This window comes from Deinococcus cellulosilyticus NBRC 106333 = KACC 11606, assembly GCF_007990775.1.
Lineage (GTDB): Bacteria > Deinococcota > Deinococci > Deinococcales > Deinococcaceae > Deinococcus_C > Deinococcus_C cellulosilyticus.
Window position 1 is genome coordinate 105,301 of sequence record NZ_BJXB01000011.1, and the last position, 26,553, is coordinate 131,853.

At 56.7% G+C, this 26,553-nt stretch carries 25 protein-coding genes; 21 read left to right on the forward strand and 4 right to left on the reverse strand.

Going from position 1 to position 26,553, the window contains the following annotated elements:
- Nucleotides 1-28 precede the first annotated feature (28 nt).
- From DC3_RS13225 to DC3_RS13240, 4 genes are all read left to right on the forward strand, one after another.
- Nucleotides 29-1,885, forward strand: coding sequence for an ABC transporter permease (locus DC3_RS13225; RefSeq protein ID WP_146885026.1), 1,857 nt, complete (start codon nt 29-31; stop codon nt 1,883-1,885).
- On the forward strand, nt 1,882-2,793 hold the full coding sequence (locus tag DC3_RS13230) for an ABC transporter permease (protein ID WP_146885028.1): 912 nt from the start codon (nt 1,882-1,884) through the stop codon (nt 2,791-2,793). Before DC3_RS13225 ends, DC3_RS13230 begins: the two co-directional genes overlap by 4 nt.
- Nucleotides 2,794-2,985: 192 nt before the next feature.
- Nucleotides 2,986-4,077, forward strand: a complete 1,092-nt coding sequence (locus DC3_RS13235; RefSeq protein ID WP_186816021.1) for a RodZ domain-containing protein — start codon at nt 2,986-2,988, stop codon at nt 4,075-4,077.
- 106 nt (nt 4,078-4,183) lie between these two features.
- Nucleotides 4,184-5,314 (forward strand): AI-2E family transporter, encoded by a 1,131-nt coding sequence (locus DC3_RS13240; RefSeq protein WP_146885031.1) that lies wholly within the window; start codon nt 4,184-4,186, stop codon nt 5,312-5,314.
- Here DC3_RS13240 and DC3_RS13245 read toward each other — a convergent pair.
- Nucleotides 5,257-5,649 carry a VOC family protein gene (locus DC3_RS13245; protein WP_146885033.1) on the reverse strand — a complete coding sequence of 131 codons (393 nt, stop codon included), beginning with the start codon at nt 5,647-5,649 and terminating at the stop codon, nt 5,257-5,259. The two genes, DC3_RS13240 and DC3_RS13245, sit on opposite strands and share 58 nt — an antisense overlap.
- Before the next feature lie 204 nt (nt 5,650-5,853).
- Between DC3_RS13245 and DC3_RS13250 the strand changes: the two genes are divergently transcribed.
- The 10 genes from DC3_RS13250 to DC3_RS13290 all read left to right on the forward strand — a co-directional run bounded on the left by DC3_RS13250 (nt 5,854) and on the right by DC3_RS13290 (nt 19,401).
- Nucleotides 5,854-6,894, forward strand: coding sequence for a LacI family DNA-binding transcriptional regulator (locus tag DC3_RS13250; protein WP_146885035.1), 1,041 nt, complete (start codon nt 5,854-5,856; stop codon nt 6,892-6,894).
- 55 nt (nt 6,895-6,949) lie between these two features.
- On the forward strand, nt 6,950-7,555 hold the full coding sequence (locus DC3_RS13255) for a beta-xylosidase family glycoside hydrolase (protein WP_146885037.1): 606 nt from the start codon (nt 6,950-6,952) through the stop codon (nt 7,553-7,555).
- Between the two features lie 212 nt (nt 7,556-7,767).
- Nucleotides 7,768-8,511, forward strand: a complete 744-nt coding sequence (locus DC3_RS13260; protein WP_186816029.1) for a chlorite dismutase family protein — start codon at nt 7,768-7,770, stop codon at nt 8,509-8,511.
- Nucleotides 8,512-8,614: 103 nt separating this feature from the next.
- Entirely contained in the window at nt 8,615-9,001 is a 387-nt protein-coding gene (locus tag DC3_RS13265) for a P-II family nitrogen regulator (protein WP_146885040.1), read from the forward strand.
- A gap of 527 nt (nt 9,002-9,528) precedes the next feature.
- Nucleotides 9,529-9,672, forward strand: coding sequence for a hypothetical protein (locus tag DC3_RS29160; RefSeq protein ID WP_186816022.1), 144 nt, complete (start codon nt 9,529-9,531; stop codon nt 9,670-9,672).
- Nucleotides 9,673-9,681: 9 nt separating this feature from the next.
- Complete coding sequence (locus tag DC3_RS13270; protein WP_146885043.1) at nt 9,682-17,151, forward strand: ExeM/NucH family extracellular endonuclease; 7,470 nt, start codon at nt 9,682-9,684, stop codon at nt 17,149-17,151.
- A gap of 109 nt (nt 17,152-17,260) precedes the next feature.
- Nucleotides 17,261-17,767 (forward strand): phage tail protein, encoded by a 507-nt coding sequence (locus DC3_RS13275; RefSeq protein ID WP_146885045.1) that lies wholly within the window; start codon nt 17,261-17,263, stop codon nt 17,765-17,767.
- Nucleotides 17,768-17,797: 30 nt separating this feature from the next.
- Complete coding sequence (locus DC3_RS13280; protein ID WP_146885047.1) at nt 17,798-18,322, forward strand: phage tail protein; 525 nt, start codon at nt 17,798-17,800, stop codon at nt 18,320-18,322.
- 10 nt (nt 18,323-18,332) lie between these two features.
- Nucleotides 18,333-18,851, forward strand: coding sequence for a phage tail protein (locus tag DC3_RS13285; RefSeq protein ID WP_146885049.1), 519 nt, complete (start codon nt 18,333-18,335; stop codon nt 18,849-18,851).
- Nucleotides 18,852-18,906: 55 nt separating this feature from the next.
- Complete coding sequence (locus DC3_RS13290) at nt 18,907-19,401, forward strand: GNAT family N-acetyltransferase (RefSeq protein ID WP_146885051.1); 495 nt, start codon at nt 18,907-18,909, stop codon at nt 19,399-19,401.
- A 56-nt stretch (nt 19,402-19,457) separates the two neighbouring features.
- Here DC3_RS13290 and DC3_RS13295 read toward each other — a convergent pair whose 3' ends face one another.
- Nucleotides 19,458-19,766: a DUF6916 family protein gene (locus tag DC3_RS13295; RefSeq protein ID WP_146885053.1), complete on the reverse strand. Its 309-nt coding sequence runs from the start codon at nt 19,764-19,766 to the stop codon at nt 19,458-19,460.
- Nucleotides 19,767-19,826: 60 nt separating this feature from the next.
- Nucleotides 19,827-20,879 carry a S1C family serine protease gene (locus DC3_RS13300; RefSeq protein WP_146885055.1) on the reverse strand — a complete coding sequence of 351 codons (1,053 nt, stop codon included), beginning with the start codon at nt 20,877-20,879 and terminating at the stop codon, nt 19,827-19,829.
- 99 nt (nt 20,880-20,978) lie between these two features.
- Between DC3_RS13300 and DC3_RS13305 the strand changes: the two genes are divergently transcribed.
- The 7 genes from DC3_RS13305 to DC3_RS13335 all read left to right on the forward strand — a co-directional run bounded on the left by DC3_RS13305 (nt 20,979) and on the right by DC3_RS13335 (nt 25,632).
- Nucleotides 20,979-21,464 (forward strand): EVE domain-containing protein, encoded by a 486-nt coding sequence (locus DC3_RS13305; RefSeq protein ID WP_146885056.1) that lies wholly within the window; start codon nt 20,979-20,981, stop codon nt 21,462-21,464.
- On the forward strand, nt 21,433-21,936 hold the full coding sequence (locus DC3_RS13310; protein WP_186816023.1) for a GNAT family N-acetyltransferase: 504 nt from the start codon (nt 21,433-21,435) through the stop codon (nt 21,934-21,936). Before DC3_RS13305 ends, DC3_RS13310 begins: the two co-directional genes overlap by 32 nt.
- A 29-nt stretch (nt 21,937-21,965) precedes the next feature.
- Entirely contained in the window at nt 21,966-22,670 is a 705-nt protein-coding gene (thyX, locus tag DC3_RS13315) for an FAD-dependent thymidylate synthase (protein ID WP_146885060.1), read from the forward strand.
- Between the two features lie 107 nt (nt 22,671-22,777).
- The gene (locus DC3_RS13320) at nt 22,778-23,851 is read left to right on the forward strand and encodes a YihY/virulence factor BrkB family protein (RefSeq protein WP_186816024.1); all 1,074 of its coding nucleotides are present in this window, start codon (nt 22,778-22,780) and stop codon (nt 23,849-23,851) included.
- Nucleotides 23,852-23,943: 92 nt separating this feature from the next.
- Complete coding sequence (locus tag DC3_RS13325; protein ID WP_146885064.1) at nt 23,944-24,672, forward strand: sporulation protein; 729 nt, start codon at nt 23,944-23,946, stop codon at nt 24,670-24,672.
- A 56-nt stretch (nt 24,673-24,728) separates the two neighbouring features.
- Nucleotides 24,729-25,124, forward strand: a complete 396-nt coding sequence (locus DC3_RS13330; RefSeq protein ID WP_146885066.1) for a GNAT family N-acetyltransferase — start codon at nt 24,729-24,731, stop codon at nt 25,122-25,124.
- Between the two features lie 31 nt (nt 25,125-25,155).
- Entirely contained in the window at nt 25,156-25,632 is a 477-nt protein-coding gene (locus DC3_RS13335; protein ID WP_146885068.1) for a hypothetical protein, read from the forward strand.
- A 36-nt stretch (nt 25,633-25,668) separates the two neighbouring features.
- Here DC3_RS13335 and DC3_RS13340 read toward each other — a convergent pair whose 3' ends face one another.
- Nucleotides 25,669-26,409: a hypothetical protein gene (locus tag DC3_RS13340; RefSeq protein WP_146885069.1), complete on the reverse strand. Its 741-nt coding sequence runs from the start codon at nt 26,407-26,409 to the stop codon at nt 25,669-25,671.
- Nucleotides 26,410-26,553: the final 144 nt, after the last annotated feature.

Here is a 26,553-nt window from a genome sequence, read left to right on the forward strand (position 1 = left end):
GATGGGCTTTCGCGTGTAGAATACCCGTATGTTATCAATGCCAAGTAAGCAACCTACCGTGTTTGCTTCCCGTCTGGCAGGAATTCTCGCTCTGGTTGCCTTGCTTGGGTTGTTTCTCTTCCCGACGGCGACCATTGCCCGAAATTTCTCCGGGGCGGGAACCCTGTGGCTGTTTCCGAGGGGCATCATGGACCTCTCGGGATTTCCGCCAGAGAAATTGCCAGATCTGGGCCTGACCGGGACCCTGCTCTGGGTGCTGGCTGTGTCCCTGGTGCTCACGCTGGTGGCGGCGTGGCGCAGGCAGAGCTGGCTGTGGATTGCGGGCCTGATCTCCCTCTTGCTGGGGCTTGCCTGTGCCTGGGCTTTCTCGAACAGCTTGAGCCCCCTGATTCAGGAACTGGTGGCGAACAATGTGCCCAAGAGGCGCATTCCCTACCTGACGGGTGGAATCAACCTGGGCATTCTGTTCCCCATTGTGGCTGGACTCACTGCGCTGGTGTGTGGCCTGACCGCCTCTCCGACCTGGGTGCACCGCTTTGAGCGGTTCCGTGGGGTGCTGATTCCCTTTGTGTCCATCCTGCTTTCCATTGTGGTGGGGAGCATTGTGGTGCTGCTGGTGCAGGCGGTCCCGGCGGACCCCAGCATCAAACTGGATTTCGCACACCAGTGGACCGGGAAACTGGACCTGTTGTGGTTTGTGTACAGCACCCTTTTCTCGCCGCTGACCAACATCAATGACATGTTCCAGAGCCTGATGCTGGCGACCCCCCTGATCTTCGCAGGGCTGGCGGTGGCTTTTGCGTTCAGAACGGGCCTTTTCAACATTGGTGCTCCCGGCCAGCTGGTGATGGGTTCCATTTTTGCCATGCTGGTCGGGGTTTATGCCCCTCTTCCAGGGTGGTTGCTGGCTCCCGCAGGTGTCCTGGCTGCCGCTTTCGGGGGTGCCCTGTGGGGGTTCATTCCGGGGTTCCTCAAGGCCCGCTTCGGGTCCAGCGAGGTGATCAACACCATCATGCTGAACTATGTGGCGGCAGGCATTTTCGTGCTGATGCTCGGGAGCAACACCCTGCCTTTCTTTGGCAAGGAGTACCCTCTGCCTTTCAAAGCCCCCGGGTTTGAGGCCAAGAGTTACCCCTTACAGGAAGGCGCACGTTTGCAGCCTCTTGCAGGCATGCTCGGTCTGGACCAGCCCGGGGCGGCCCTGAGCTGGGCTCCCTTGCTTGGCCTCATCCTCTTCACCCTGCTGTACCTGCTGGTGCGCCACCGGTACCGGGTCCTCTTTGCTGCAACTGCAGGTGTGGTGCTGACGGTGCTCTTGTGGGGCACCCTGCGCATTCCCCTGGACAACACCGTGGGCAGTCACCTCAACACCAGTTTCTTCATCGCTCTGGTTTGCGCCTGGCTCTTTGCCATCGTGATGTGGCGAACCACCACCGGATATGAGTTGCGTGCTGTGGGCCTGTCGCCCAAGGCTGCAGAGTACGGGGGCATCAACGTGGCCAAAAACACCATTCTTGCCATGACCATTGCAGGTGGACTTGCAGGCCTGTGCGGCACCCACTATGTGCTGGGTGGAGCCCTGGACGAATATGTGCTCAAGCAGTCCCTGCCCACCAACGTCGGGTTTGACGGCATCACCATTGCCCTGCTCGGTCAGAACACCCCTGCGGGTGTGGTGGTGTCCAGCATTCTGTTCGGGGTACTGGACACGGGCGGCCTGTATGTGGACCAGCGTCTGGACGCCCTCAACCGTGACATCGTGACCCTGCTCAAGGCCCTGATCGTGCTGTTCATCGCTGCGCAGGGCTTCCTGAGCCGCAAAATCACCAGTCCACCTCCAGCCGTGCTGGTCAAAGACCTGGAGAAAAAGGAGGGACAGGCATGACCTGGGAGACCTTCCTCACCACCGCTTTCCTGGCGTCCATCATCCGTTCCATTGCGCCCTTGCTGCTGGCAGCCCTTGGCGGCCTTTTCAGTGAACGCTCGGGCATCGTGAACATCGCCCTGGAAGGCATCATCATCTTTGGTGCGCTTGCAGGTGCAGTGGCCACCCAGTTGCTGGACCCCACTCTGGGCAATGCTGCCCCCTGGGTGGGTTGGATTGCCGGAGCCCTCACCGGCGGCCTGATTGGCTGGATTCATGCCGTGGTCTCCATCAAGTACAAGGCCGATCAGGTGATTTCCGGCACCGCCATCAACCTGCTGGCCGTCGGCGTTCCCGGCATCGTGCTGGGCTTCCTTTACGGTTCGACCACCGAATCCAAGCAGGTGCAAAACCCCCTGCCCCAGTGGGGTTTCACCGAGGAACTCTCCTTCAGTCCTCCGGTGTACTTTGCCTTCCTGATGGTGATCATCACCTGGTACGTGCTGTACAAAACCCCTTATGGTCTGCGCATCCGGGCCACCGGTGAGCACCCGAAAGCCGCTGCAAGCATGGGTGTGAACGTGTACCGCATCCGCTACAGTGCCGTGATCATCTCGGGCATGCTGGCAGGGACCGCCGGGGTTTTCCTCTCCATCGGGAACCTGAATGCCTTCACCAAGAACATGTCCGCAGGGATTGGCTTTATCGCTCTGGCCGCCCTGATCTTCGGCAAATGGACCCCCACCGGGGTGCTCCTCAGCACGGTGCTGTTCGGGTTCTTCCGGGCGCTTGCCACCCAGCTTGGTGGGGGCAACCTGTTCCCGAGCAGTCTGGTGGACATGATGCCCTACCTGCTGACCATCATTGTGCTGGCCTTCACCGGCAAATCGGTGGGTCCGAAGGCTGTGGGCAAACCCTACGAAGGCTGAGCTCAAGTGTCTCCAGGCCCGCTTCGGCGGGTCTTTTCTGTTTGCGCATTGCTGTCTCTCACGCAGTTTCTGCCTGGGGAGCCCTCAGACGGCCTTCAGCCCATGTCCTTCTGCACGTTTTGTGCGTTCGGGGGCCCTTTTGAGTGTGTTATCACACACCTGAGGCAAAACCACCTAGAATGTAGAGTTGGGATGAACAGTTTAGGCGAACACCTGAGACGGGCCAGACTGAACACCAATTTAGATCTGGTGGAACTTGCGGAACGCACCAAAATCCGCTCTGAATATCTGACTGCCCTTGAAGACATGGATTTCGAGAGGCTCCCTGAGAGGCTTTTCACCCGTGCATACCTGCAGCGGTATGCCGTGGAACTCGGGCTCAACCCCGAGCCGTTGCTGCAACAATACGACCAGATGTTTCCCCCTGTGGAAATCAAAATTCCTTCTTCCATGTCTGGAGGGACAGAAAGGCTGTTCCCCTGGGGCCTGGTGACCAGTGTTTTCAGTGTGCTGCTCGTGCTGGGTGGCCTGGGCTGGTGGCTTTATGCTGCATGGCAGGCAGGACCCAATGTGGGCCTGCAGGAGGCTGTGCAGGAGGTGGCCCCCATCCAGACTGCCAGGACGGTGCAGTTCAGCCTGACCACTTCGCCTTCTGGAGCGAAAGTGTACCTGGACAATGGTCTGGTGGGCATCACCCCCATTCGCAGTTTCCCGGTCACCCAGAAACCCGAAGCAGAGTTGCGGGTGGAGCTCGATGGCTACCTGGCCTACCGGGAGAAACTCAGCCTGTCCCGGAACACCAATCTGTCGGTGGCCCTGAGTCCCCGCCCTCTGCCAGACCTGAAAATTCAGGCAGAGGTGGTGGGGGAGACCCTCAAGCAGCAGACCAGCAACGTGAAGCCCAACGACGTGAAACCCGGCGACACCAAACCTGCAACATCTGACAAAACCGCCAGAACACCAGAGAAAGCCCAGACCCCCAAAAAAGCCCCAGAGGCCAGTGAGAAGAAAATTGAAGTTGCAGCTTCCGACGAAACCCCCACCATGGCCGATGTGATCCGGGGTGTGCAGCTGCGCTTCGAGGGCAAAAGCTGGACCCGGGTGAAAGACAGCCAGGGCAAGGTGCTTTATGAGGGCACTCCAGGCAAAGGCCAGAAGCTGTCTTTTGAGGGGCCAGTGGTGATTCGCACGGGTTCAGCAGGTCTGGTGTGGGTGCAGCTTGCCGACGGTTCCGAACAGCGCATGGGCGTGGTGGGCCGGGTGGTTGAGCGGGCTTTTCCCTGAGCACCCTTCAAAAGTACTGCAGCAGTTCTCCAGACCAGGCTTCACACAGGGTGCTGTCACCCGATTTGTGGCCTGTTCTGTGGGGGTGTGAATGCTAAGCTGAAGCATGACCAATGCTTTTCAGGAAGTCTGGCGCAACCCCTGGGTTCGGGTGGCTGTGTTCCTGTTCTTCATCTACCTGATTTTTCAATTCTTGCAGAGCATCATCAGTGTGATTCTGGTGTTTCTTGCTGCATACCTGATTGCCTACCTCTTCAACCCGATGCTGGATTGGATGCAGCGAAGAAGGGTGCGTCGGGGTGTGGGCATCTTGCTGGTGTTGCTCTTGCTGGTGGCGTTCATTGCTCTGGGCATCCTGATCCTGATTGCGGTGGTCAACCAGTTGACCAGCTTTGCGCAACAACTTCCGCAACTGATCGATTCGGGAGGGGAGTTCTTCCGGGGACTGCTCAAGCGGTTCAACGACTTCGAGAAGGTTCCCCTGATCAGCCAGTACTCCGAGCAACTCGGTGAGATCTGGCAGCGCAATGTGTCCTCACTTTCTCAGAACGCCCTGAATTTCTTCCGCAACCTCTTGCAGCAGTCCGGGACTTTCATTGGCAGTTTTGCCAACTCGCTGTTGCAGGGCCTTTTCATTGTGATTCTTTCAATTTACCTGATGTCCGATTACCACCGCATCAACCAGACCCTCCTGAAGGTCTTCCCAGAGCGCTGGCAGCCCAAGGTGCTTGAGCTCAGTGGTCAGGTGAACACTGCCATCGGTGGGTACCTGAGGGGCCAGATTGCCATTGCGACCATCGTGGGAAGCATTGTCGGGATTGGACTTGCCATTGTTGGGGTTCCTTCTGCACTGGCCCTGGGTTTCGTGGCAGGTCTGTTCAACATCATTCCGTACCTTGGGGTGATCATTGCGATTGTGCCCACCATTTTGCTGGCCCTTTCGGTGGGCTGGCTCAAGGCCGTTCTGGCGGTGGTGGTGTTCATCATTGCGAACCAGCTGGAAGGCCACGTCTTCTCCCCAATGATTCTGGGAAGAACGACCAACCTGCACCCTGCCACCGTGCTCCTCAGCATTCTGGTGGGGGTCACCGTGATGGGCATCTGGGGTGCATTGCTGGCCGTTCCCCTGGTGGCTCTGGGCAAACTGCTCCTGCAGAACTACTACTATCCCAGCCGCTTCTACCGTTCCACGGAAGTCCGCATCATCCGGCCTGACGATTCTAAAATTTCCAGCTGACGGTCATCCGGGTCGAGCACAAAAAACATCCGCTTTCCTCCGGGGGAGCGGGTTTTTTCTCGGGTGAACGTCACCCCCTGTGCTTTGAGGGTGTCGTGCAGGGCATCAAAGTCCTCCACCACAAAGGCAATGTGTTCCATCCAGTTGCTCTGTTTTTTCTCAGGAGGCACGGAAGGCTGAAAAAATTGCAGGGTCCCCCCTGGGAACTGCAGCACCAATCGACGCAATGCTTCTTCTGGACGGGTTTCATCTTTCAGGACTTGTGCTCCCAGCAGCAGGTAAAATTCAATGATCTGGTCTGCGCTCTGGGTGATGAAAGAGACATGTTTCAGCATGTTTTCATTATCCCTCTCTCCAGAGAAATTTTTGTACCGAGTACTGAAAACTTTTTCAAGATGTAGATTTGACTGTGTTGAACTCCTGCAGGATGCCATTTCCTTTGACCGATTTTTTCATGATCAAACGGTCAAGGGGGCAAGCTTGACCTGTTTTTCAGCAGGTCCAATACTGAAAAAGTCTCAACAGCCTGAGGAGCCCACATGAAAAACAATGTCACCATCAATGCGGTGGCCCGCGAAGCCGGGGTTTCCATCAGCACGGTCTCCAGGGTGCTCAACGGCACCGCCAAAGTGGCCCCTGAAAAACTCATCCGGGTGGAAAACGCCATGCTGAAACTGGGTTACCGCACCCAGCTGGTGGCTTCCCACCGCAGCAGCAGCAAACTGAAAAGCATCGGGGTGATGCTGCAGGACCTCACCAGCATGTATTACACCCATGCCATTTCCGGAATTGAGCAGGCTTTGCAGGACACCGGGCACCATCCGGTGTTCATCAGCGGCCACTGGAACCCCACCACCGAACAGGAGGCCCTGGAAATCCTGCTGGACCGTCAGGTGTCGGGCCTGATCGTGATCGGGGGTTACCTCTCTGAGGACCACCTGCGCACCCTGGTCCGGCAGATCCCCACGGTGATTCTGGACCGGCAGGTCAAAGGGCTGGAGAAGTACTGCATCCCCATGAACAACACCCTCGGGGCGTACATGGCCACCAAGCACCTGCTGGACCTCGGGCACAGACAGATTGCCCACGTGACGGGAATGGCTGGAAACCAGGATTCCACCGAGCGCCTCGCAGGGTACCGCCAGGCCCTGCAGGATGCAGGAGTGCCCTTTGACCCGAACCTGGTGATCCAGGGGGATTTTCGGGAACTTTCCGGCATTCTGGCAGTGGAAATCCTGCTGAACCGCAATGTGCAGTTCTCTGCAATCTTCTGCGCCAACGACCAGATGGCTTACGGGGTGAGGCTTGCCCTGTTCCGCAAAGGCATCCGGGTGCCACAGGACATCTCGCTGGTGGGCTTTGATGACATTGCTGGATCGGACTACATCACACCGCCCCTCACCACCATCAAGCACCCCATTTTCGAAATGGGATTTGCTGCAGGAAAAGGCCTCCTCAGGGTCCTGAGCCAGCAGCCCTTTCCCACCTTTCCTGAATTTTCCCCTTCTCTGGTGGTCCGGGAGTCCACCACCATGCTGTTCAAACCCCGCTACCAGCCCCAGAAACGTTTTGACTTCTGACTGAACCCCAGCTTGCCCTCTGGTGCCCCCGGAGGAGGACCCTGAAGGAGAACCTGTGAGCCGGATTCAAACCCCCATTTCCAGCAGCACCATGGAGAGCATGCACCCAGACCCGGCCTCCTGCCAGATGGCCCGACGGGTCCAGTCGTCTTATGCTGAACTGATGACTGAGGTGGATTTTGTTCCGGTCAGCAAGTCCCAGAGGGCAGGCCTGAGTGCCTATTACAACAGCAACAACTGGGCTTTTCTGCACATCACCCACAGTGAAACCCTCGGACGCTGTTTAAAGCTGAGCTGGTGTGACCATGGACGGTTTCAGGAGATGCCCCTGATTCTGCAGTTGCCTGACCAGGGTCCGGTGCACCTTGGGGTGCGTTTTGCTTACGGATACCTGCAGTTTTATGTTTCCATGGACGGACTCACCTGGAGGACCTTCGGAGAGCCCCTCAGGGACAGTGTGCTGGCTGCGGCCACAGGCACTTTTGTGATGCTCTGTGCCCAGGATCAGGGGGAAAAATCCCGTCTGGCCCGCTTTAATTTGCGCAGTGATCAGGAGTACCGTGCCCCTGAAAACCTGCGTGGAGCCCAGCTTTTCATGCTGAATCCTTTCCCTTTTGTGCGCAATCGGGTGCACCACACAGCAATCCTGCTGAACCGCTGAACACTGAATTGGACCGGGTACATTCGTCCGTACCTCTGGCATGACATCTGTCCTATCATGACCATCATGTGGCAGGAGGCACTTTGCGAGTCTCCCCACCCTGAAGACCCGCCTGATCCGGTACAAAGGATGATGGCAGGGCAGAATCTCAAGCTGCCCCTGAAAGGATGAGCATGTCAGAACACAAACCCCAGGGCGGAGGCCGCCCCCGCATGATGGTGGACTTGGACCCCAGCGGTCAGGTCTCACAGAAAGAACCCGACCGCCAGAACCGCCAGTTCCTGAATTACGCTTTCTACAAGCTGTCCCCGGAGTTTCGCCGCCTTCCCGTGCAGGAGCGCGAGGAGATCCTGGCCGAGTTTCAGGCTGCTGTGGAGAAATGGCTGGATGCCCCTGCAGAGGCTGGCCGCATCCTGCGCACCTACAGCCTGGTGGGCACCCGCGCCGAGGTGGATTTCATGCTCTGGCGCATTGCTTTTGATGTCAGGGATTTCAATGAGGGCCAGGGCCTGCTGAACCGCACCCGCCTGATGGGCTACCTGACCCAGCCTTACAACTTCATTTCCATGCAGAAGCGCAGCCAGTACGTGAACCGTGTGGAAGGGAGCGGGCACGGCATTGAATTGCTTCCCGGTCAGGGCACCTACCTGTTCGTGTACCCCTTTGTGAAAACCCGTGCCTGGTACGACCTGAGCCCCCACGCCCGCCAGGGCATGATGGACGAGCACATCTACGCCTCCAACCCCTTCAAGGGCATCCGCCTGAACACCAGTTACTCTTACGGCATCGACGATCAGGAGTTTGTGGTGGCCTTTGACAGCGATTACCCCCAGGAGTTTGTGGATCTGGTGGGTCGCCTGCGTCACACCGAGGCCAGCCTTTACACCCTGACCGACACCCCGATGTTCACCTGCATCAAAAAGGACCTTTCCGGTCTGCTGCAAGATCTGGCCTGAACCAGGTTTTTGAGCCAGAATCCCTGAGGCCAGGGGTTCTGGTTCTTTGTATTCTCAGGGGCCTGCAGATTCGCTATGCTGGAAGCAAGCAGGAGGAAGCACAATGAAACTGATTACAGCCATCATCCGCCCGGACCGTCTTGGGCTGGTGAAAGAAGCCCTTTTCAGGGTTGGGGTGACCGGGATCAGCCTGAGCAAGGTCTCTGGTCACGGTGGCGAGCGTGAAATCATCGAGCACTACCGGGGAACCCAGGTGCGCATGGAATTCCACGAAAAAGTACAGCTGCAGATTGCGGTCAGCGAGCCTTTCGTGGATGTCACTGTGAACGCCATCTTGCAGAGCGCCCGCACCGGAGAGGTCGGAGACGGCAAGATCTTCGTGCAACCGCTGGACCGGGTGATCCGCATTCGCACCGGGGAGCAGGATGTGGATGCCCTCACCCCCGTCAACCAGCCCGAAACCACTGCAGCTGCCCTCAAGAAAAAGTAACCCAGGGAGTGACACTTTGTCAGGCGTTTCATGGAAAGCGCCTGACTTTTCATGTGATGACGGCTGAAAACAATTTAAAAATGATATTTTCTGCAGGGACTTTTGTCAGCTTCTTTGATCACCCTGGGGATCACCCTGCCAGAACGTAAGGGATTTCCCCTAATTTTTGTCTCGCTCATGTCTGATACAGAGTTTTCATATCCGGTAGCGGAGCCATTTCACCGATAATTCTTCTCCTGAAGCAAACTTTCACTTCAGGATGTGATTTTTTGAGAAGACGAAAGCCCCTACAATTCGATAGAATCTGAGGAAAATGACGGTTTCTTGAAGACTGGGAGGAATCCTTTAAGGCTTCCAACAGCCCCACTTCAGAAGTGTTGTTTTCTGCCTTCTAGCAAGCAGACGGAGGTTCTCTGGAAGAACGTACAAGTCACATGCTGGTTCTGTGTTTCCAGATCCCATCAGCTTGAGCTCAAGTTGATGGTTTATGTGTCTCTCACCCGCAAGGGTGCCGCGAGGAAGTGTAAATGCAAGATCGATCCCAACCTCCTGTGATTGTCGAAACGATCACACAGCAACGCAACAGACCTTACCAGAAACCCCGACTTCAGGCAGAAGGCAAATGGCAGAATGTCACCCTTCAACTTGGCAGCATCGGGTTCGGGCACTGAGAGGAATCCATGAAAAAGATTGCCCTGATCAGCTTCTCATTGATGCTGGTGGGTTGTTTTCAGCAACCTGCGCCTGTCACACCCCCTCCAAATCCAGAGAACCCCAAGCGTCTTTATGAGCTGACTTTTACCGATGCCAACTCCAAAAACCCCAAAGTGGAAATCACCGCCTACAAGCAGACCGCAACTGGATACCAGAAAACGGCCCTGACCGAAGTGGGCGGAAGTTTCACCCTGCAACGTCTGGGCGTGGAATCGTTCAGTGTGGACAGTGCAAAAAAACGCTACCTGAAAGCCCGCTACAAGATCACCAACACCTCTGGAAAAGCGATCGAAAACATCGCTTTCATCCCTGTTGATACCGACGATGATGGCAACCCCTCCAACAACGGAGGCAACATCCCCACGGTTGGGAATACACCCATCAAGAGCCTGAAGTTCTTTGACGGCAGTGATGCCTCCAGCAAGGCCAGCATCATCAGCCTGATGAGGGGCCAGAACTACGACATCACCACAGACAGTGTGACTGCCGATCCCACCGCCACCACTTTCCTGACCGGACTCAATGTCAGCGGCATCAACCCCACTCCGCCCAGCGGTCTGGTGATTGCCGAAGTCAAGAATTATGGCTGGCAGGTGCCCGGTGTGGTGCCCATCAGTGGATCGGTCAATGTGACTTTTGGGGCCAGTTACGACATGGCTGTGGACGGAGATGGCAAGTTCACCCCCCAGAATGATCCTTACTCCTTCTCGATCCTGTTCGTGTTCAGCGAGGAGGTGTCCTCATCAGGGATCACCCGCATCCACGATATTCAGGGTGCCACAGCGAGCGGGGATGCCGCGAGCTCGATGGTGGGCAGCACCGTCACCATTGATGGGATTGTCACCACAGACCTGCAGCAGGCCACTGAACTGGGTGGTTTTTACGTGCAGGAGAAAACGGCAGATCAGGACAGCGATCCCACCACCAGTGAGGGCATCTTTGTGGCCTGTGACACCACCTGCCTGACGGTGAACCAGAAAGACCGCATCCGCCTGACTGGTGAAGTGGCAGAAGTGAACGGGGAAACCCGCCTGATCAACATCTCCAACCCAATCGTGATGGCGACCAACCAGACCCTGCCTGCTGCAGCAAGTGTGACCCTCTCTGCCACTGCGACCAACTGGGAGCAGTACGAGGGCATGCTGGTTTCCACCACTGGAACTGTGTCTGACAACAGCCAGCTGGGCCGTGGAGGTCTGGTCACCATCACCGATCTGAACACCCTGCCTGCTTTCACCCAGGAAAACGCCCCCAATGCTGCAAACTTCACCACCTACGAAAATGAAGCTGCAGCCCGCACGGTCATCGTGGATGATGGCTCATTGACTGAACACCCCTCCAGCATCATTTTTGGTCGGGGCAACAACCCTCTGAACCCCGCCAACACCCTGCGAAATGGCGATGGAGCCACCGTGACAGGTGTGGTGGGATACAGCGGCTCTGGCTGGACTGGAACGGACGCCTACCGCATCCATGCCAGTGCCGCAAGTGCAACCTTTGTGGGTGGAGGTCGGGGTCCTGCACCCACCGATGCAGACCTCAACAACCCCCAGTTGAAGGTTGCAACTTTTGACCTGAACGGCTTCTTCAATGGGGACGGTGCAGGAAGTGGTTTCACCACCGAAGGGGCCAGCAACGCTGCCGAACTGACCCGCCAGCTGGACAAACTGCTGGAAGCCCTGCAGGACCTTGATGCTGATGTGATTGCCCTGCAAGGTCTGGAAAACGACTATGCAGAAAGCACCCCTGCCATCAAGACGCTGGTGGATGCCCTCAATGCGGCCCTGGGCAGTGCCGAGTACACCTACATCAATCCCGGGGTCAACCTGGGCAGCCAGACCACTGCAGTGGGCCTGATCTACCGCACCGCAGCAGTGACCCCTGTGGGCAGTTTCAGTGTGCTGGACAACACCGACAATGCAGCCTACAATGACGTGCGCAACCACCCGGCCCTGGCCCAGACCTTCCGCACTTCCGGGCTCGGGACCTTTACTGCGGTGGCTGTGGAACTTGAAGACCGCTCTGCAACTTGCGGTGGCAGCGATGATGACACCACCACCGGACAGGGCAACTGCAACGGAACCCGCAACACGGGTGCCCAGGTCCTGATGGACTGGGTGAACAGCGACCCCACCGGCTCTGGAGACACCGATGTGGCGCTGCTCGGGAACTTCAATGCCTTCATGCAGGAAGACCCCATCAACACCGTGCTCAACGGTGCAGACGACACCAATGGGACCGGAGATGACTTCATTCAGCTGTTCGATCCCAATGACTACACAGCAGTGGTGAACGGTCGCAGGGGCACACTGGACTACGCTTTTGTGAATTCCAGCCTGCAGCCCCAGCTGAAAGGGCTGGGCATCTGGCACATCAACGCTGCTGAACCCAGCGTGCTGGACTACAACACCGAGAACAAAACGGCGGCCCAGCAGACCGACCTGTACGACACCAATGCCTACCGTTCCAGTGCCCATGATCCTGTGGTCATCGGACTGACCCTGGATGCCACCAACGTCAACCCCACCGACATCACCCTGACCCCGACCAGCATCGCAGAGAACAATGCTGTGAACGCCACCGTGGGTGCTCTGGGAGCTTCTGACCCCAACAGTGGAGACACCTTCACCTATACCCTGGTGAGCGGAACAGGGGACACCGACAATGCCAGCTTTGACATTTCAGGCAGCAGCCTGGTCCTCAAACCCAGCGCCAACTTCGAAGCCAAATCCAGCTACAGTGTGCGGGTGCGGGTGACCGATCAGGGTGGCCTGAATTATGAGAAGGCGCTGACTGTTTCCATCACCGATGTGAACGAGGCCCCCACCACGATTTCCCTCAACCCTGGAACCATCAATGAGAACCTTGCTGCGGGTGCCTCTGCAGGAACACTCAGCACCAATGATCCTGATACCGGTGAAACCACCACCTACACCCTGGTCACGGGCACAGGCGATACCGACAATGCCAGTTTCACCATTGTGGGTGATGACCTGCGCAACACTGCAGCTTTCGACTTTGAGACCAAGTCCAGTTACAGCATCCGCGTTCGGGCCACCGACAGTGCCAACCACAGTGTGGAACAGCAACTCACTGTCACCGTCAATGATGTGTTTGAGAACGGTGCTCCCACCGACATCACCCTGACCCCGAGCAGCATTGCAGAGAACAACACTGGAGGGGCCACCGTGGGTGCCCTGGCTGCAGTGGACCCTAACGTTGGTGACACCTTCACCTTCAGTCTGGTGTCTGGTTCTGGTGACACCGACAATGGGGATTTCGCCATCTCGGGCACGGACCTGAAACTGACCCCCAGCGCCAACTTTGAAACCAAGTCCAGCTACAGTGTCCGTGTTCATGTGGAAGACCAGAACGGTGCAGCTTTCGAGAAAGCCCTGACGGTCACCATCACCAACGTGAATGAAGACCCCACCGACCTGACCCTCAGCAACGACAGCATTGCTGAAAACAGTGCAAACGGAAGTGCCATTGGCAACTTCAGCACCACCGACCCGGACAGTGGTGACACCTTCAGCTACAGTCTGGTCACCGGAACCGGGGACACCGACAATGCCAGCTTTACCCTGAGTTCTGCAGGTGCGCTGACCATCAACAACAGCCCCAACTTTGAGGCAAAGAGCAGCTACTCCATCCGGGTTCGCACCACCGACGCTGGCGGGAAGACCTTCGAGAAGAGCTTCACCATCAATGTCTCCAACATCAACGAAACACCCACCGTGCTGTCCCTGACCGGAAACAGTGTGGCAGAGAACCAGCCTTCTGGCACCGCAGTGGGAAGCTTCAGCACCACGGACCCAGATGCCAGTGACACCTTCACCTACAGCCTGGTGACGGGCACCGGAGACACCGACAACAGCAGCTTCCAAATTGTGGGCGGCCAGCTGCAGACCAATGCCACCTTCAACTTTGAGACCAAAGACAGCTACTCGATCCGGGTCCGCACCACCGACTCCGGCGGCCTCTTCATCGAGAACACCTTCACCATCAGCGTCACCAACGTCAACGAAACGCCCACAGACCTTGCCCTGAGCGCAAGCAGTGTGAATGAAAACGTGCCTGGAAACACTGTGGTGGGGACCCTGTCCTCCACCGATGTGGATGCAGGTGACACCTTCACTTACAGTCTGGTGTCTGGTGCAGGTTCAGATGACAATGCCAGCTTCAACATCAACGGCAGTGACCTGAGAATCACCAGCAGCCCCAACTTTGAAGCCAAATCCAGTTACAGTGTGCGCATTCGCACCACCGACGCTGGAGGCCTTTCCTTTGAAAAAGCCTTCACCATCACCATCAATGACCTGAACGAAACCCCTGTGCCGGTCAATGATTCTGGTTTGCAGGGACTGGGCAACACCACGCTGGAAGTGAACAAGAGCAGCACCTCTGCACTCAAAGTCAGTCATGGCAGTGCTTCATTTGACCTGCTGGACAATGACACAGATCCAGACACCAACCCGGCGTTCAGCAACCTGACGGTCACTGGGGTCAGCAATGTGACCTCTGGAGCCAGCGTCAGCTTTGACGCCAACGGCACCTTCCACTACACTCCCGCTCCAGGGTTCACTGGAACGGACACCTTCACTTACACGGTGACCGACGCTGGAGGCCTCTCCGCGAACGCCACGGTGAGCATTGATGTGCAGGGTCGGATCTGGTACGTGAAGAACGACACCGGATCAGCAGGCAGCGGCACCTCCCTCAGCCCATTCAACCAGCTCAGCAGTGCAGTTTCCTCCTCGCTGGCCGGAGACACCATCTACGTGTTTGCTGGCAACGGCAGCAACAGCAACATGACGACAGGTTTCACCCTCAAGACCAACCAGAAGCTGATTGGTGAAGGTTCTGCCCTGGCCCTCACGGACATCACTGTTCCGGGCAGCCACAATGCGCTGTCCTTCAACGGCAGAAGTGCAGGAACCGCCCCCCTCATCAGCAACACGGGTGGAGACGGCGTTTCTGGCAGCAACGTCGGAACCGTCGTCATCAAGGGTCTGAGCATCACGGGCAGCACCAATGGCGTGAACATCAACAACAACGGTGGCACCCACAGCGTGACCCTCAACAACCTGACCGTTGCCGGTGCCACGCAGGCAGTCGCCCTGGGCAACAGCAGCACCGCCACCACCACCGCCGCCCTGAACAACCTCACCCTCAATGCCTCAGCTGGAACCGGTCTGTCCCTCAGCAAAACCGCAGGCACCTTCAACATCAGTGCCTTTGATGACATCCTTGTCAGTGGAAACACCACGGGAACAGGCATCAATGCCAGCAACGTGAACTTCAGCAGCATCACGGGGGCAACGGTGGCTGTTGGCACGAGTGGCAACGGCACCGGAACAAACGGTGTTCTGCTGGACGGCAGCACAGGTTCACTCAGCTTCGACAGCCTGAATGTGTACAACGACAACGGCACGGGTCTGAAAGCCAACCAGGGTGGTCTGACCCTGGTGGTCAGTGCAGGCAATGTTGAGTCCACCAATGGTCCTGCAGTGGACATCAGCTTTGCCCCCAGCAACCTGAACTTCACCACAGTCAGAAGCGTCAACTCTGGCACCACCGGGGTGAGCCTCTCTGCAGCGAACACCTCCACCAACATGAGCTTCAGTGCAGGCAGCGCTTCGACCATCACGGGCTCCACTGGACACGCCTTCTATGTGAACAGTGGAACAGGCAACATCACCTACCAGGGCACCATCACCAAGAACGGTGGGGGATCAGGCACCAACGCTGTGCGGGTCACCGGGCGCAACGGAGGCAGTGCCAGCACCATCAGTTTCACAAACACCATCACAGATGGAGTTGCAGACACTGCAGGTGGCATCTACCTGGATGACAACGATGTGGCAACCATCAACTTCACTGGCCAGATCACTGCAAACACCCAGAGCCAGCCTGCCTTCACCGCCATCAACGGCGGGACTTTCAGCAGCAGTGCCACCAACAGCACACTGACCACCACCTCTGGAACGGCATTGAACGTACTGAACACCAACATTGGCAGCAGCGGTCTCAAATTCCAGAGCATTTCCAGCAACGGAGCTGTGAACGGAATCTATGTCAATGGAACGGGCAGTGCGGGCAGCCTTTCTGTGCTGGGAACGGGTTCTGCAGGTTCAGGAGGCACCATCCAGAACACCAGTGGACATGCCATCTACCTGATAGACACCCAGACCCCCAGTTTTGACCGCATCATTGTGCAAAACATTGCCCTCAGCGGCCTGCGTGGTGAAGGCAATGTGCGGGGTTTCACCCTGACCAACAGCACCATCAACAATGTGGGCACCATCGGAGATGAGTTGCAGCAGTACTCCAACGTGGCATTCAACACGGCCACTTCCTTCAATGAGCAAAACCTCTCTGGCGCTGTAACCATCACGGGCAACACCCTGACCAACGCCAAGTACCATGGGGTGCACGTCATCAACTATCAGGGCACCCTCACCGACCTGAACGTTTCCAACAACACCATCACCAGCAGCACCAGCAATGCAGTGTCTCTGGGCAGTGGGATTTCCATCATTGCCCGTGGGACAGGCAACACAGCCAGCAACATCACCAAAGCCACCATCAACGGCAACATCATCACCAATTTCCCCACCGGGGCTGGGGTGATCTTCCTGGGTGAAAACAACGGTGCCACAGCAGCTCCACAGCTTGGAGACACGGCCAGCAGCACCAACGTGATCACCATTTCCAACAACCTGATCAAGGGTGATGCCACCACCAAGATGAACGCCAACGCCATCGCTGCTTACATTGGCAGTTCCAGCAGCAGTGGTCGGGGCAAAGCCCACTTTGAGATTTTCAACAACGGTACAGAGGACAACCCACTGGCCAACATCAAGGGCAACGTCATCACCCACACCACCGACGGTTACGCCGACTCTGTGGTGAACATTTACAACAACTACGTCTCTCCCAACACCACTGGCATTGGTGCCATGGGGATCACCGCCGCCTGTGACAAACCCACCGGAGCGCCCAACACCGCCAACGGGGTGGCCAATGTCAGCATCACGAACAACACCGTGACCAAGACCAGTGGAGCAGGCATCCGGGTGGGAGCAAATGCCACAGCATGCACCATGAACGCCAAGATCATGAACAACTCGGTCAGCAACCTGATTGGCGCTGGATTCAACGAAGGCATTCAGGCCATTGCCGGTGGAACTGGTTCTGGAAACTCCATCATGTGTGCACGAATCGAAAACAACACCAGCACGGGTGCTGGTGGAGCAGGAGGCATTTACCTCGCCAAATACAATCCCACCACCTTCAATGTCCATGGCATGCCTGCAACCAATGGAGCTGGAGCCCTGACTTACATCAACGGGAAAAACCCGGCCACCATTGACAACTATGTGGAAGCTGTTTCCCCTGCCGTCAACAGCTTTGGAAACTGCAACTTGCCCTGAACCCTCTTCTACAGGAGTACCTCAAGCCTGAGGTACTCCTCTTCTTGATGTTTTGCTTTTTGTTGCTCCCATCAGCCCAGCAGGGCTGTGCGGAAGGAGGATTCACAGTATGGCCGAGCCGTTCCTGTCAGAAATACGGATCATGAGCTTCAACTTTGCCCCCAAGGGGTGGGCCCTGTGCAACGGACAACTGTTGCCCATCAACCAGAACCAGGCCCTGTTTTCCTTGCTGGGCACCACTTTTGGTGGTGACGGACGGGTCAACTTTGCCCTGCCCAACCTGCGCGGTCAGACCCCCATTCATGTGGGCAACGGCCACAACCTGGGAGAAACCGCAGGCGAGGAAGTTCACGTCCTGTCCCAGGCAGAGATGCCTCAGCACGTGCACACCGTCAACACCGCCAACACGGTGGCAGGCACCAACACTCCGCTGGCCACCTCGGTGTTCTCCCAGTCTGCGGGTGCATTGATGTACTCCGACCCCAGCAACCTTGTGGCCTTCAATGCCGGTGTGGTGGGCAGTGTGGGTGGGTCACAACCCCACTACAACATGCAGCCCTTTCTGGTGCTCAACTTCTGCATTGCCCTGCAAGGCATTTTCCCCAGCCCCAATTGATTCATTGCACCCCCTGAACCGGAGGAGAGTATGGCACAACCTTATGTTGGAGAAGTCAGAATTTTTGCGGGCAATTTTGCACCTGCAGGATGGATGTTCTGCGAAGGACAGCTGTTGCCCATTTCAGAAAACGAGACGCTGTTTCAGCTGATTGGAACCACTTACGGCGGAGATGGAGAGTCTACCTTTGCTTTGCCCGACATGCGAGGGAGAATCCCCCTCCACATGGGTACTGCACGTTCTGGCACCACCTACCAGCTTGCAGAGCAGGCAGGCACCGAGGAAGTCACCCTAACGGTGAACCAGCTTCCCATGCACACCCATCCCATGCTGGGGACAGGCAACAACGGTGTGGTTGCGGCCCCCAGCAACCAGGTGCTGGCCCAGTCCCTGGATGCCAGTGTGCTGGCTTACGGCACCGCCGGACCTTTCCAGCCCCTGGCTCCCAATGGGGTGTCTCCTGTGGGTGGCTCCCAGCCACACACCAATTTTCAGCCTTACCTTTGCGTGAATTTCATCATTTCGCTGTTCGGCATTTTCCCCAGCCCCACTTAAGGAGTAGACCATGGCAGATCCTTTTGTTGCAGAAATCCGAATTTTCCCTTTCAACTTCGCTCCCAAAGGCTGGGCATGGTGTGATGGACAGCTCTTGCCCATCAGCCAGAACACAGCCCTGTTTTCCCTGCTGGGCACCACCTATGGTGGAAACGGCAAAAGCAATTTTGCATTGCCCAACCTGCAAGGCAGTGCCCCCATGCACCCGGGCCAGGGACCGGGCCTCAGCCTCCACGACCTGGGTGAAACCGGAGGTTCAGAGACCGTGAGCCTGCTGGAAAGTGAGATTCCTGCCCACAGCCACAGCGTCTCTGCTTCCAAGCGTTCCGGGGTTTCCCGCACGCCAGATGGTCAGTACCCTGCTGCTGGCGTGGCTGTAGGCCTCTACAGCAATGGTCCCACAGACACCACCCTGGCGTTCCAGGCCCTGGCTCCTGCTGGTGGCTCTCAACCCCACAACAACATGCAGCCTTACCTCACCCTTTACTTCAACATTGCGTTGCAGGGTGTTTTTCCTCCCAGAGGCTGAGCCTCGTTGTCCTGACAGGCGTGAAGATCACGCCTGTTTTTGTTAGGTTGAATGAATGACACTGCCTGAAAACCTTCCTGTTGTCCTTCGTCCTGTCACCCAGCAGGATTACCCACTGCTGTTTCAGGTTTATGCCAGCACCCGTGACGATGTGATGCAGGTGGGCTGGACCGATGAGCAGAAGCACACTTTTCTGGTGCAGCAATTCACTGCACAGGACAGCCAGTACCGTGAGCATTATCAGGGGGCAGACTTTCTGGTGATCGAACTTCAGGGCCATCCCATTGGCCGCCTCTACCTGCACCGCACCCGCAAAGAACACCGACTGATGGAAGTCACCTTGCTTCCCCAGTACCGCAATCAGGGTCTGGGAACGGCCCTGATGCATGCCCTGATGGAACAGGCCGATGCAGCAGGTTTGCCCCTCACTTTGCATGTGGAGCAATTCAACCCTGCCTACCAGATGTACCTGCGTCTGGGCTTTCAGGATGTGGAACAGAGAGGGATGTACATGTTCATGGAGCGGCCTGTGCCTCAGAAACAGGAGTGAACTCCAGCAAAAAGCAGCCCTGCAAGGTTTTGAGCAGGGCTGCTTTTCATTTCAGATCAGGTGAAAATCACTTCAAAGACTGTGCCTCTGGCATCAGGCTGCAAGGGCACCATGAAAATGTCCAGTTCGCCCACTGCCGGGTGAGTGACCTTAAAAATGGCCTGGGGCACCAGACGCTTTCTGGAATCCACAAAGATCAGGGAGTAAGGCCTGCGACCAGAAGTGGGGAGCACATCTCCACCCAGCAGGTTCGCTTCGGCAAGTTGCACTTCAAAAGCCTCTTGCGGGTTCACCTGCACATGAAAGGTCTCTCCAATCAGGGGTTTGAAGTGGTCAATGGTGAGGGTGCGCAGCATCTCGGTCATGAAGAAGTCCTCCGGTGGTGGTTCTTTTCCATCATACCGGAGGACTTTCAGAGACACGCATTACTCGGTGAAGACAGTGGCCCTTGCCCCGAGTTGCACAGGCAGAATCAAGCGCTTGCCGTCCCGCTCCACCTGCAACTTCACCACATCTCCGATGCTCTTGCGGCGCACCACCCCGATCAGTTCATCAAAGGTGTTCACAGGGGCACCGTCCACAGCCAGGATGTAATCTGCCTTGAGGACCCGTTCGCTGGAGCCATCTTGCAGCCTGACGGTTTCTTCCCGCTCGGCACGCAAACCTGCTTTTTCTGCAGGGCTGCCTTTTTCCACACTGCCCACCCGCACCCCATGGTCAAAGTCCGAGGCATGGAAGGAGGAACGCACCCCCAGTACAGGCACATCCCGTTTGGTTCCGGCCATCAGTTCGCTCAGGATCTTCTGTTCCTGGTTCATGGGTACGGCATAAGCGGTGGTGGATTGGTCGTCATACACCCGGATGTAACTGACCACGCCCACAATCTCACCCTTTGCATTGGCCACAGGTCCCCCAGAGTCTCCAGGGGCAATCGGGGCACGCATTTCCAGGGTTCCAGGGGGGAAATCCGCCCGACTTGCTGCCACATTCAGGTCAATGACCTTCCCGACCCGTCTTTTCAGGAAGTCACCGCCACTGTTGCCCACCGCCAGAATGGAATCTCCAACATTCGGGTGCTTCGGGGCGAGGGGCAGAAAGGTGGCCTTGTTGATGCGGACTTTCAGCAGGGCGAGGTCGGTGGTGTTGTCAAAACCCACCACATCTGCCGTATAACGCCTCAGGTTGGGCAGGACCACGGTCACCTGATTGCGGAACTCCACCACATGGTAGGCCGTGAGTGCGTAACCATCCTGATTGATGAAAAAACCCGTTCCCACCACCACACCATCCGAAACATCCCGCTCGATCTTGAAGGTGGCTGCCCGGACCATCTGGTACAGTTTGTCTTCCTCGCTGGCGTTTTTCAGCACAACAGGTTCAGGGGGTTTCACAAGAACATCACGGACCTGCTCGGTTGCTTTTGGGAACATCAACAGCAGCACACCAAGCACCACCACAAGGGTCAGACAGCCTCTCATTGTCTTTAGTATAAAGTCGCCTGATGACAGAGATCGTTGTGAACATTAAGATTGGTTGGTCTTTTCTGAAGCGGCCAGCATGCAGGGTATATTGAACGCATGGCGTACTGGCTCTTGAAAAGCGAACCCGACGTTTTTGGCTACCAGGATCTGGAACGGGTGGGCAAAGAACCCTGGAATGGCGTGAGGAATTATCAGGCAAGGAACCACCTCAGGGCCATGCAGGAAGGGGACCTGGCGTTTTTTTATCACTCCAACAGCAATCCTCCGGGGATTGCAGGCATCTGCCGGATCGCCCGGAGTGCCTACCCGGACAACCTGCAGTTCGACCCTGACAGCAAGTATTTTGACCCCAAAAGCACTGAGGACAACCCCAGGTGGAGCATGGTGGATGTGGTCCCAGTGCGCCCCCTCCCTTTCCTGTCTCTGGACACCCTGCGAGGGCTCCCAGAACTGGAGGACATGCCCCTCCTGAAAAAGGGCACCCGCCTCTCGGTGATGCCTGTGACCGCAGACGAATGGCAGGCGATTCTGAAACATGCAGGGGTGGAAGATGCAGATTTCCTTTCTGCCCCTGCAAGATGACCACCTGACCCTGCTGCACTGCTGGTTACAGCAGCCACATGTCCGGGAGTTCTGGGACGATGGGGACCGAACCCTGGAGGATGTGCAAGCCAGCTATGGAAGTGCAGACCGGGATGTGGATGCTTTCCTGATCCTGCTCGAAGACTGCCCCATCGGGTACATCCAGGCTTACCCTGTGGATGCAGAAAGCCCATTTGTCTTCTGCAGAAGAGGGAACACCTGGGGCATGGACCTCTTCATTGGAGAGGTGAAGCACCTGGGCAAAGGGCTTGGCTTTCAGGCGGTTCAGGTTTTTGCGGACTTTCTGCACACCGAATACGGAGCAGATCGGGTGTTGATTGATCCCTCCATTCGCAACCACCGGGCCATCCACATCTACCAGAAGGCAGGCTTTGAGCCCGTGGCAGAGCTGGTACACGCAGGGGAGAGGCTGCTGCTCCTCAGGCGAGATAGACCGTCTCCCATCCAGTGACGGGGGCCCAGGGGTACACTGGGTAAGGTATGACACAGACCCTGAGTGAACAGGACGTTCTCTTTCCTTTAAATGATGGCATCGGCTCCGTTGCCCTGATTCAACACGTTGGCGATGACAAGAGTGTGGTGAACGCAGCACGCGTCAGTTTTGGTGGGGACAACCGCATGCCCCTGGATGAAAAAGACGCCAGACTGATCCGTTACCTGCTCAAGCACCAGCACGGCAGCCCGTTTGAGCACAACAGCCTGACTTTCAAAATTGTGGCCCCCATTTTTGTGGTGCGCCAGTGGATGCGCCACCGGGTGGGCGTGTCCTACAACGAAATTTCAGGCCGTTACGTCGAGATCAAAGACCAGTTCTACACCCCTGGGAACTTCCGCCAGCAAGCAAAGAGCAACCGCCAGGCCAGCATCGAGGCCACCGACAGCCTGAATCAGGAAAAAGCCCACGAGGTCTGGGAAGCTGCCTGGAAGAATGCCTATGAGGCGTACCAGCAGTTGCTCTCCCTTGGGGTCACCCGTGAGCAGGCCAGAGGTGTGTTGCCCCTGACCATGTACACGGAGTTTTACTTCACCTGCAACCTGCGTTCCCTGTTTCACTTCCTGGCCCTGCGTGACCATCCCGGAGCCCAGTGGGAAACGCAAATGTATGCCCGTGCACTGGCCCAGTTGTCCGAACCCCTGTTCCCTTCCAGCTTTGAAGCCTGGCGCAGTCTGAATGCTCACGAATAAACCTGCTCTTGCCTGACTGAAAAGGTGTTCACGGGGTCAGGCAAAACCCCAGCACGTCAAGTATGAACCATTACCCCGCAACCCTGCGGGGTTTTCTAGAATGGGGTATGCTCGAAACGCAGGAGAGCACCGAAACCCACCAGCCCAGTGGCCTGAAGCAGACCCTGGGCGTTCTGAAAGATGCTGTGCAGGCCTTCTCGCTGGACAACGTTCCACGCATGGGGGCAGCGCTGGCCTACCACACCATCTTCACCATCGGTCCCCTGCTGATTCTTGCTGTGGGGATTGCGGGTCTCTTTCTGGAGACCGAAAGCATCAAACAGAACATCTACAACCAGATGTCCGAGGGGTTCGGGAGCAACTTTGCCAACAGCATGCAGAGTGTGCTGGAACTCACCAGTCAGGCCGGGCTTCCTGCAACAATTTCCGGGGTGGTGATCCTGCTCTGGACCGCTTCCAATTTTTTCATTCACCTGCAAGATGCGCTGAACACCATCTGGGACATCAAACCCAAACACACGGACATCCTGCATCTGGTGGTGGGCCGCCTGATGTCTGCGATTCTGGCGATTGTGCTGGGCCTCCTGATGGTGGCTTTTTTGACGGCCAACGTGTATGTGACGGCTTTTGCTGCAGAGCATTTTGGTTTCATCCCCTATGCGCCTTTCCTGCTGAAGCTGGGAAGCCTGATCCTCAGCATTCTGGTGTTCACGGTGCTTTTTGGGGTGCTGTACCGTTTTTTGCCCAACATCCGGCTGTCCTGGCAGGATGTGAGTTTTGGTGCAGGCATCACGGCAATCCTGTTTGTGATTGGGCAATATGCCATCAGCCTGTACATCGCCCGATTTTCACCCGCAAACACCTTCGGGGCTGCCGGGACGCTGGTGGTGTTCATGCTGTGGGTGTACTTCAGTGCACAGCTGTTTTTCTTCGGAGCAGAGGTCACCTGGGCCTACAGCAACAAATTCGGGACCATTGCGGCCCGCACAGCAGCCCACCGGGCAAAAGAGAAGGTGCTGGAACTCTCCCAGCCTGAGCCTGAACCCCGCAAGATTCCACCCATGAGCAAGGCCACCTTCAGTGTGGCAGGGTTTCTGGGCGGCGTGGTGGTGGTGCTGGTGGCCATTCCAGCCATGCTGGTGCTGGGTATGCGTCGCCTGTTCCAGCGCAGAAGGGTTTAGAAACATTGATCGTTTCTGGTTCATCCATGAATGCCGGGATCTGGATGTGAGGAGTTAGCAACTTTTTGAAAGACAACTTCGTAACATAAGGCATGTTCAGCAACTTTCTTGCCCGGATTGGCGTGGGTGCCACGCAGATTGATACGCAACTCTCCAAAAACAGCTTTTACCCCGGTGAGATCGCCGAGGGACGCGTTGTCGTCAAGGGCGGCAGCACCGCTCAGGAAATCGAGTACCTGAAATTGCAGGTGTGCAGCCAGTACAAAAACGACGACAGCACCGTCACTGCCGTGCTGGGTGAAACTGTGGTTTCCCACCGCTTCACTGTGCAACCCGGAGAAACCCTCACCTTCCCGATCCAGTTGCAGATCCCCTATTCCACCCCGCTCAGCTACTACAACACCCCGGTCTGGCTGTATACCGCTGCGGCCATCTCTGCAGCTGTTGATCCCAAAGACAATGACCGCCTGAACATTGCCCCCAGTCCTCTGCAGGCCGCGGTGCTGGAGGCCCTCACCCAGCTTGGCTTCCACCTGCACTCCTCCCAGTACGAGTACGAGGGCCACAAGTACCACAGGCCCGTTCAGGAGCTGGAGTTCCGCCCTGGAGGTGAATTCAGGGGCCGCATCAAGGAACTGGAAGTGGTGTTCCTGCCCGAAGGAGACCATCTGGATGTGATTCTGGAAGTGGACCGCAAGGCAAAAGGCTTTGCCAGCATGTTCGTCAGTGAATTCGAAACCAAGGGTTCCCTGCGCGTCACACCCAGCATGCAGCACAACCTGGCCGAGCAGCTGCGCCAGAAAATTTACAGCATGATCTGATCTTTCTGCACCGTTCCTTGCCTCCCTGGCCTGTCAGGGAGGTTTATCATTTCACCATGACAGACATCATTTACCTGACCTCCCCTCAGGTCAGCAACGAGGCTCTCAATGCCCTGTTTGATGCAGCCTGGAAAGGACACCAGCACAGAGACTTCCAGCCCATCTTGCAGCGCAGCCTGACTTACATGTGTGCATATTCGGAAGAGGTGCTGGTGGGTTTTGTCAATGTGGCCTGGGATGGAGGGGTGCATGCTTTCCTGCTGGACACCACAGTCCATCGGGATTTTCAAAGGCAGGGCATTGGGCAGCAACTGGTGCAGGAAGCCATCCGGGAAGCCCGTCGGCAGGGTTGCCACTGGCTGCATGTGGACTTTGAACCCCATCTGGAAAGCTTCTACCGTGCCTGCGGTTTTCAGGACACCCGGGCAGGCCTGATCCAGTTGCAGCGCTGACCTGCTTTGCTGGCTTAGAATAAACCCTGACATGCGTGACCAGAGCTGGCTTGACACCTTATTTCCGAAAAATGCAGAACGCACCCTTCCCTGGCCGGACCTGCCAGAGGTGGTGACCCTGTACCGTCCTGTGGGCCTCAGGGAACTGGAGCTCATTCAGGAAACTGGATACCAGGCCTATCCACCCAGATTGCCAGACCAGCCCATTTTCTATCCGGTTTTGAATTTTGAATATGCAGAAGAAATCGCCCGGGACTGGAACACCCGCATGAACTCCCACTGCGGATTTGTCACGGCTTTTGATGTCCCGGCTGCCTTCATCACCCGCTACCAGATTCAGATTGTGGGGGACCATTACCATCAGGAACTCTGGATTTCAGCAGAGGAACTTGCAGAGGTCAATGCCCAGATCATCGGGCAGATCCGCGTGCTCAGTGCCTATTATGGACCGGGGTTTGAAGGAGAAATTGACCCGGAGACAGGATATCCAGTCGGAATCCGATTCTGAAAAGAAGAAGCTGTACCTAAGTACAGCTTCTTCTTTTCACAGGATGATCTGGTTGCCCAGAATCTTCCCGGTCAGCCAGAATGTGCCCTGCACAATGTTTCCAGCCTGCAGGTCTGTGTAAAGCAAATCTGGATGGATGATCACATCGTATTCGCCCCCCAGGGTTTTCACCAGGGCATGGTGAAAACTTTCCTGGGTGACCGGATTGGTGATGGTGAAAACATGCTGCACAATCCCGGTGAACATCCCATAAGGCTGCTCGGTCTCTCCAAACAGACCCGAGGAAATGAAAGACTCCGTGGCAAAAGCAGGTCCGGTTTCTTTGGAGGTGTTGTAATGCTGCTCGTCACTGAAGACTTTGAGTTCATGGGCAAAGGCCGCAACCTGCACCCGGTGAATGCTGGGCAGCATCATGCGGGAATGCACCAGAAAATCCGGGCAGTCAAACAGCAGGGGATACTCCCCATCCTCAGGACCGGATTGTGCCCCTGCCCAGGCGTAATAAGCCCCATCAAGGTCCTCCCCCTCACTGCCCACTTTGCGGGTCAGACCCATGCTCAGGCGCGACCTGCCCGAAAAATGCGGATTGAGGCCCACAAAATGACCTTCCAGGTCCAGCTGCCCCCACAGTTCAATGCCATTCCCCACGTTCCAGAAAATGTATTTGCCCTTCGAGGTGCTGATCTGCTGTCCCTTCTCATACGTCATCTGGGCCAGCTTCACAAAGTCCTCCTGCGAGAAGACCGGAAATCCAATGGCATGAAAGTGGTTCGTCATATGGTCTCAGGATAGGAACCGGAGGTCAAAAGTGCGTCTGCCACATGGTGGAGAGGGGGTTACGCAGAAGGGCTTAGAAGCCGAGGACTGGAGCTTAAAGCAGAAGGCAGAAGGGTAGGGGATGTGCCGAGGGCCGAGAGCAAG

What these genes read in the sequence shown, in the direction of transcription:
- DC3_RS13225 (WP_146885026.1), top strand. Translation starts at nt 29, where the DNA reads ATGTTATCAATGCCAAGTAAGCAACCTACCGTGTTTGCTTCCCGTCTG.
- DC3_RS13230 (WP_146885028.1), top strand. Translation starts at nt 1,882, where the DNA reads ATGACCTGGGAGACCTTCCTCACCACCGCTTTCCTGGCGTCCATCATC.
- DC3_RS13235 (WP_186816021.1), top strand. Translation starts at nt 2,986, where the DNA reads ATGAACAGTTTAGGCGAACACCTGAGACGGGCCAGACTGAACACCAAT.
- DC3_RS13240 (WP_146885031.1), top strand. Translation starts at nt 4,184, where the DNA reads ATGACCAATGCTTTTCAGGAAGTCTGGCGCAACCCCTGGGTTCGGGTG.
- DC3_RS13245 (WP_146885033.1), bottom strand. Translation starts at nt 5,649, where the DNA reads ATGCTGAAACATGTCTCTTTCATCACCCAGAGCGCAGACCAGATCATT.
- DC3_RS13250 (WP_146885035.1), top strand. Translation starts at nt 5,854, where the DNA reads ATGAAAAACAATGTCACCATCAATGCGGTGGCCCGCGAAGCCGGGGTT.
- DC3_RS13260 (WP_186816029.1), top strand. Translation starts at nt 7,768, where the DNA reads ATGATGGTGGACTTGGACCCCAGCGGTCAGGTCTCACAGAAAGAACCC.
- DC3_RS13265 (WP_146885040.1), top strand. Translation starts at nt 8,615, where the DNA reads ATGAAACTGATTACAGCCATCATCCGCCCGGACCGTCTTGGGCTGGTG.
- DC3_RS29160 (WP_186816022.1), top strand. Translation starts at nt 9,529, where the DNA reads ATGCAAGATCGATCCCAACCTCCTGTGATTGTCGAAACGATCACACAG.
- DC3_RS13270 (WP_146885043.1), top strand. Translation starts at nt 9,682, where the DNA reads ATGAAAAAGATTGCCCTGATCAGCTTCTCATTGATGCTGGTGGGTTGT.
- DC3_RS13275 (WP_146885045.1), top strand. Translation starts at nt 17,261, where the DNA reads ATGGCCGAGCCGTTCCTGTCAGAAATACGGATCATGAGCTTCAACTTT.
- DC3_RS13280 (WP_146885047.1), top strand. Translation starts at nt 17,798, where the DNA reads ATGGCACAACCTTATGTTGGAGAAGTCAGAATTTTTGCGGGCAATTTT.
- DC3_RS13285 (WP_146885049.1), top strand. Translation starts at nt 18,333, where the DNA reads ATGGCAGATCCTTTTGTTGCAGAAATCCGAATTTTCCCTTTCAACTTC.
- DC3_RS13290 (WP_146885051.1), top strand. Translation starts at nt 18,907, where the DNA reads ATGACACTGCCTGAAAACCTTCCTGTTGTCCTTCGTCCTGTCACCCAG.
- DC3_RS13295 (WP_146885053.1), bottom strand. Translation starts at nt 19,766, where the DNA reads ATGACCGAGATGCTGCGCACCCTCACCATTGACCACTTCAAACCCCTG.
- DC3_RS13300 (WP_146885055.1), bottom strand. Translation starts at nt 20,879, where the DNA reads ATGAGAGGCTGTCTGACCCTTGTGGTGGTGCTTGGTGTGCTGCTGTTG.
- DC3_RS13305 (WP_146885056.1), top strand. Translation starts at nt 20,979, where the DNA reads ATGGCGTACTGGCTCTTGAAAAGCGAACCCGACGTTTTTGGCTACCAG.
- DC3_RS13310 (WP_186816023.1), top strand. Translation starts at nt 21,433, where the DNA reads ATGCAGATTTCCTTTCTGCCCCTGCAAGATGACCACCTGACCCTGCTG.
- thyX (WP_146885060.1), top strand. Translation starts at nt 21,966, where the DNA reads ATGACACAGACCCTGAGTGAACAGGACGTTCTCTTTCCTTTAAATGAT.
- DC3_RS13320 (WP_186816024.1), top strand. Translation starts at nt 22,778, where the DNA reads ATGCTCGAAACGCAGGAGAGCACCGAAACCCACCAGCCCAGTGGCCTG.
- DC3_RS13325 (WP_146885064.1), top strand. Translation starts at nt 23,944, where the DNA reads ATGTTCAGCAACTTTCTTGCCCGGATTGGCGTGGGTGCCACGCAGATT.
- DC3_RS13330 (WP_146885066.1), top strand. Translation starts at nt 24,729, where the DNA reads ATGACAGACATCATTTACCTGACCTCCCCTCAGGTCAGCAACGAGGCT.
- DC3_RS13335 (WP_146885068.1), top strand. Translation starts at nt 25,156, where the DNA reads ATGCGTGACCAGAGCTGGCTTGACACCTTATTTCCGAAAAATGCAGAA.
- DC3_RS13340 (WP_146885069.1), bottom strand. Translation starts at nt 26,409, where the DNA reads ATGACGAACCACTTTCATGCCATTGGATTTCCGGTCTTCTCGCAGGAG.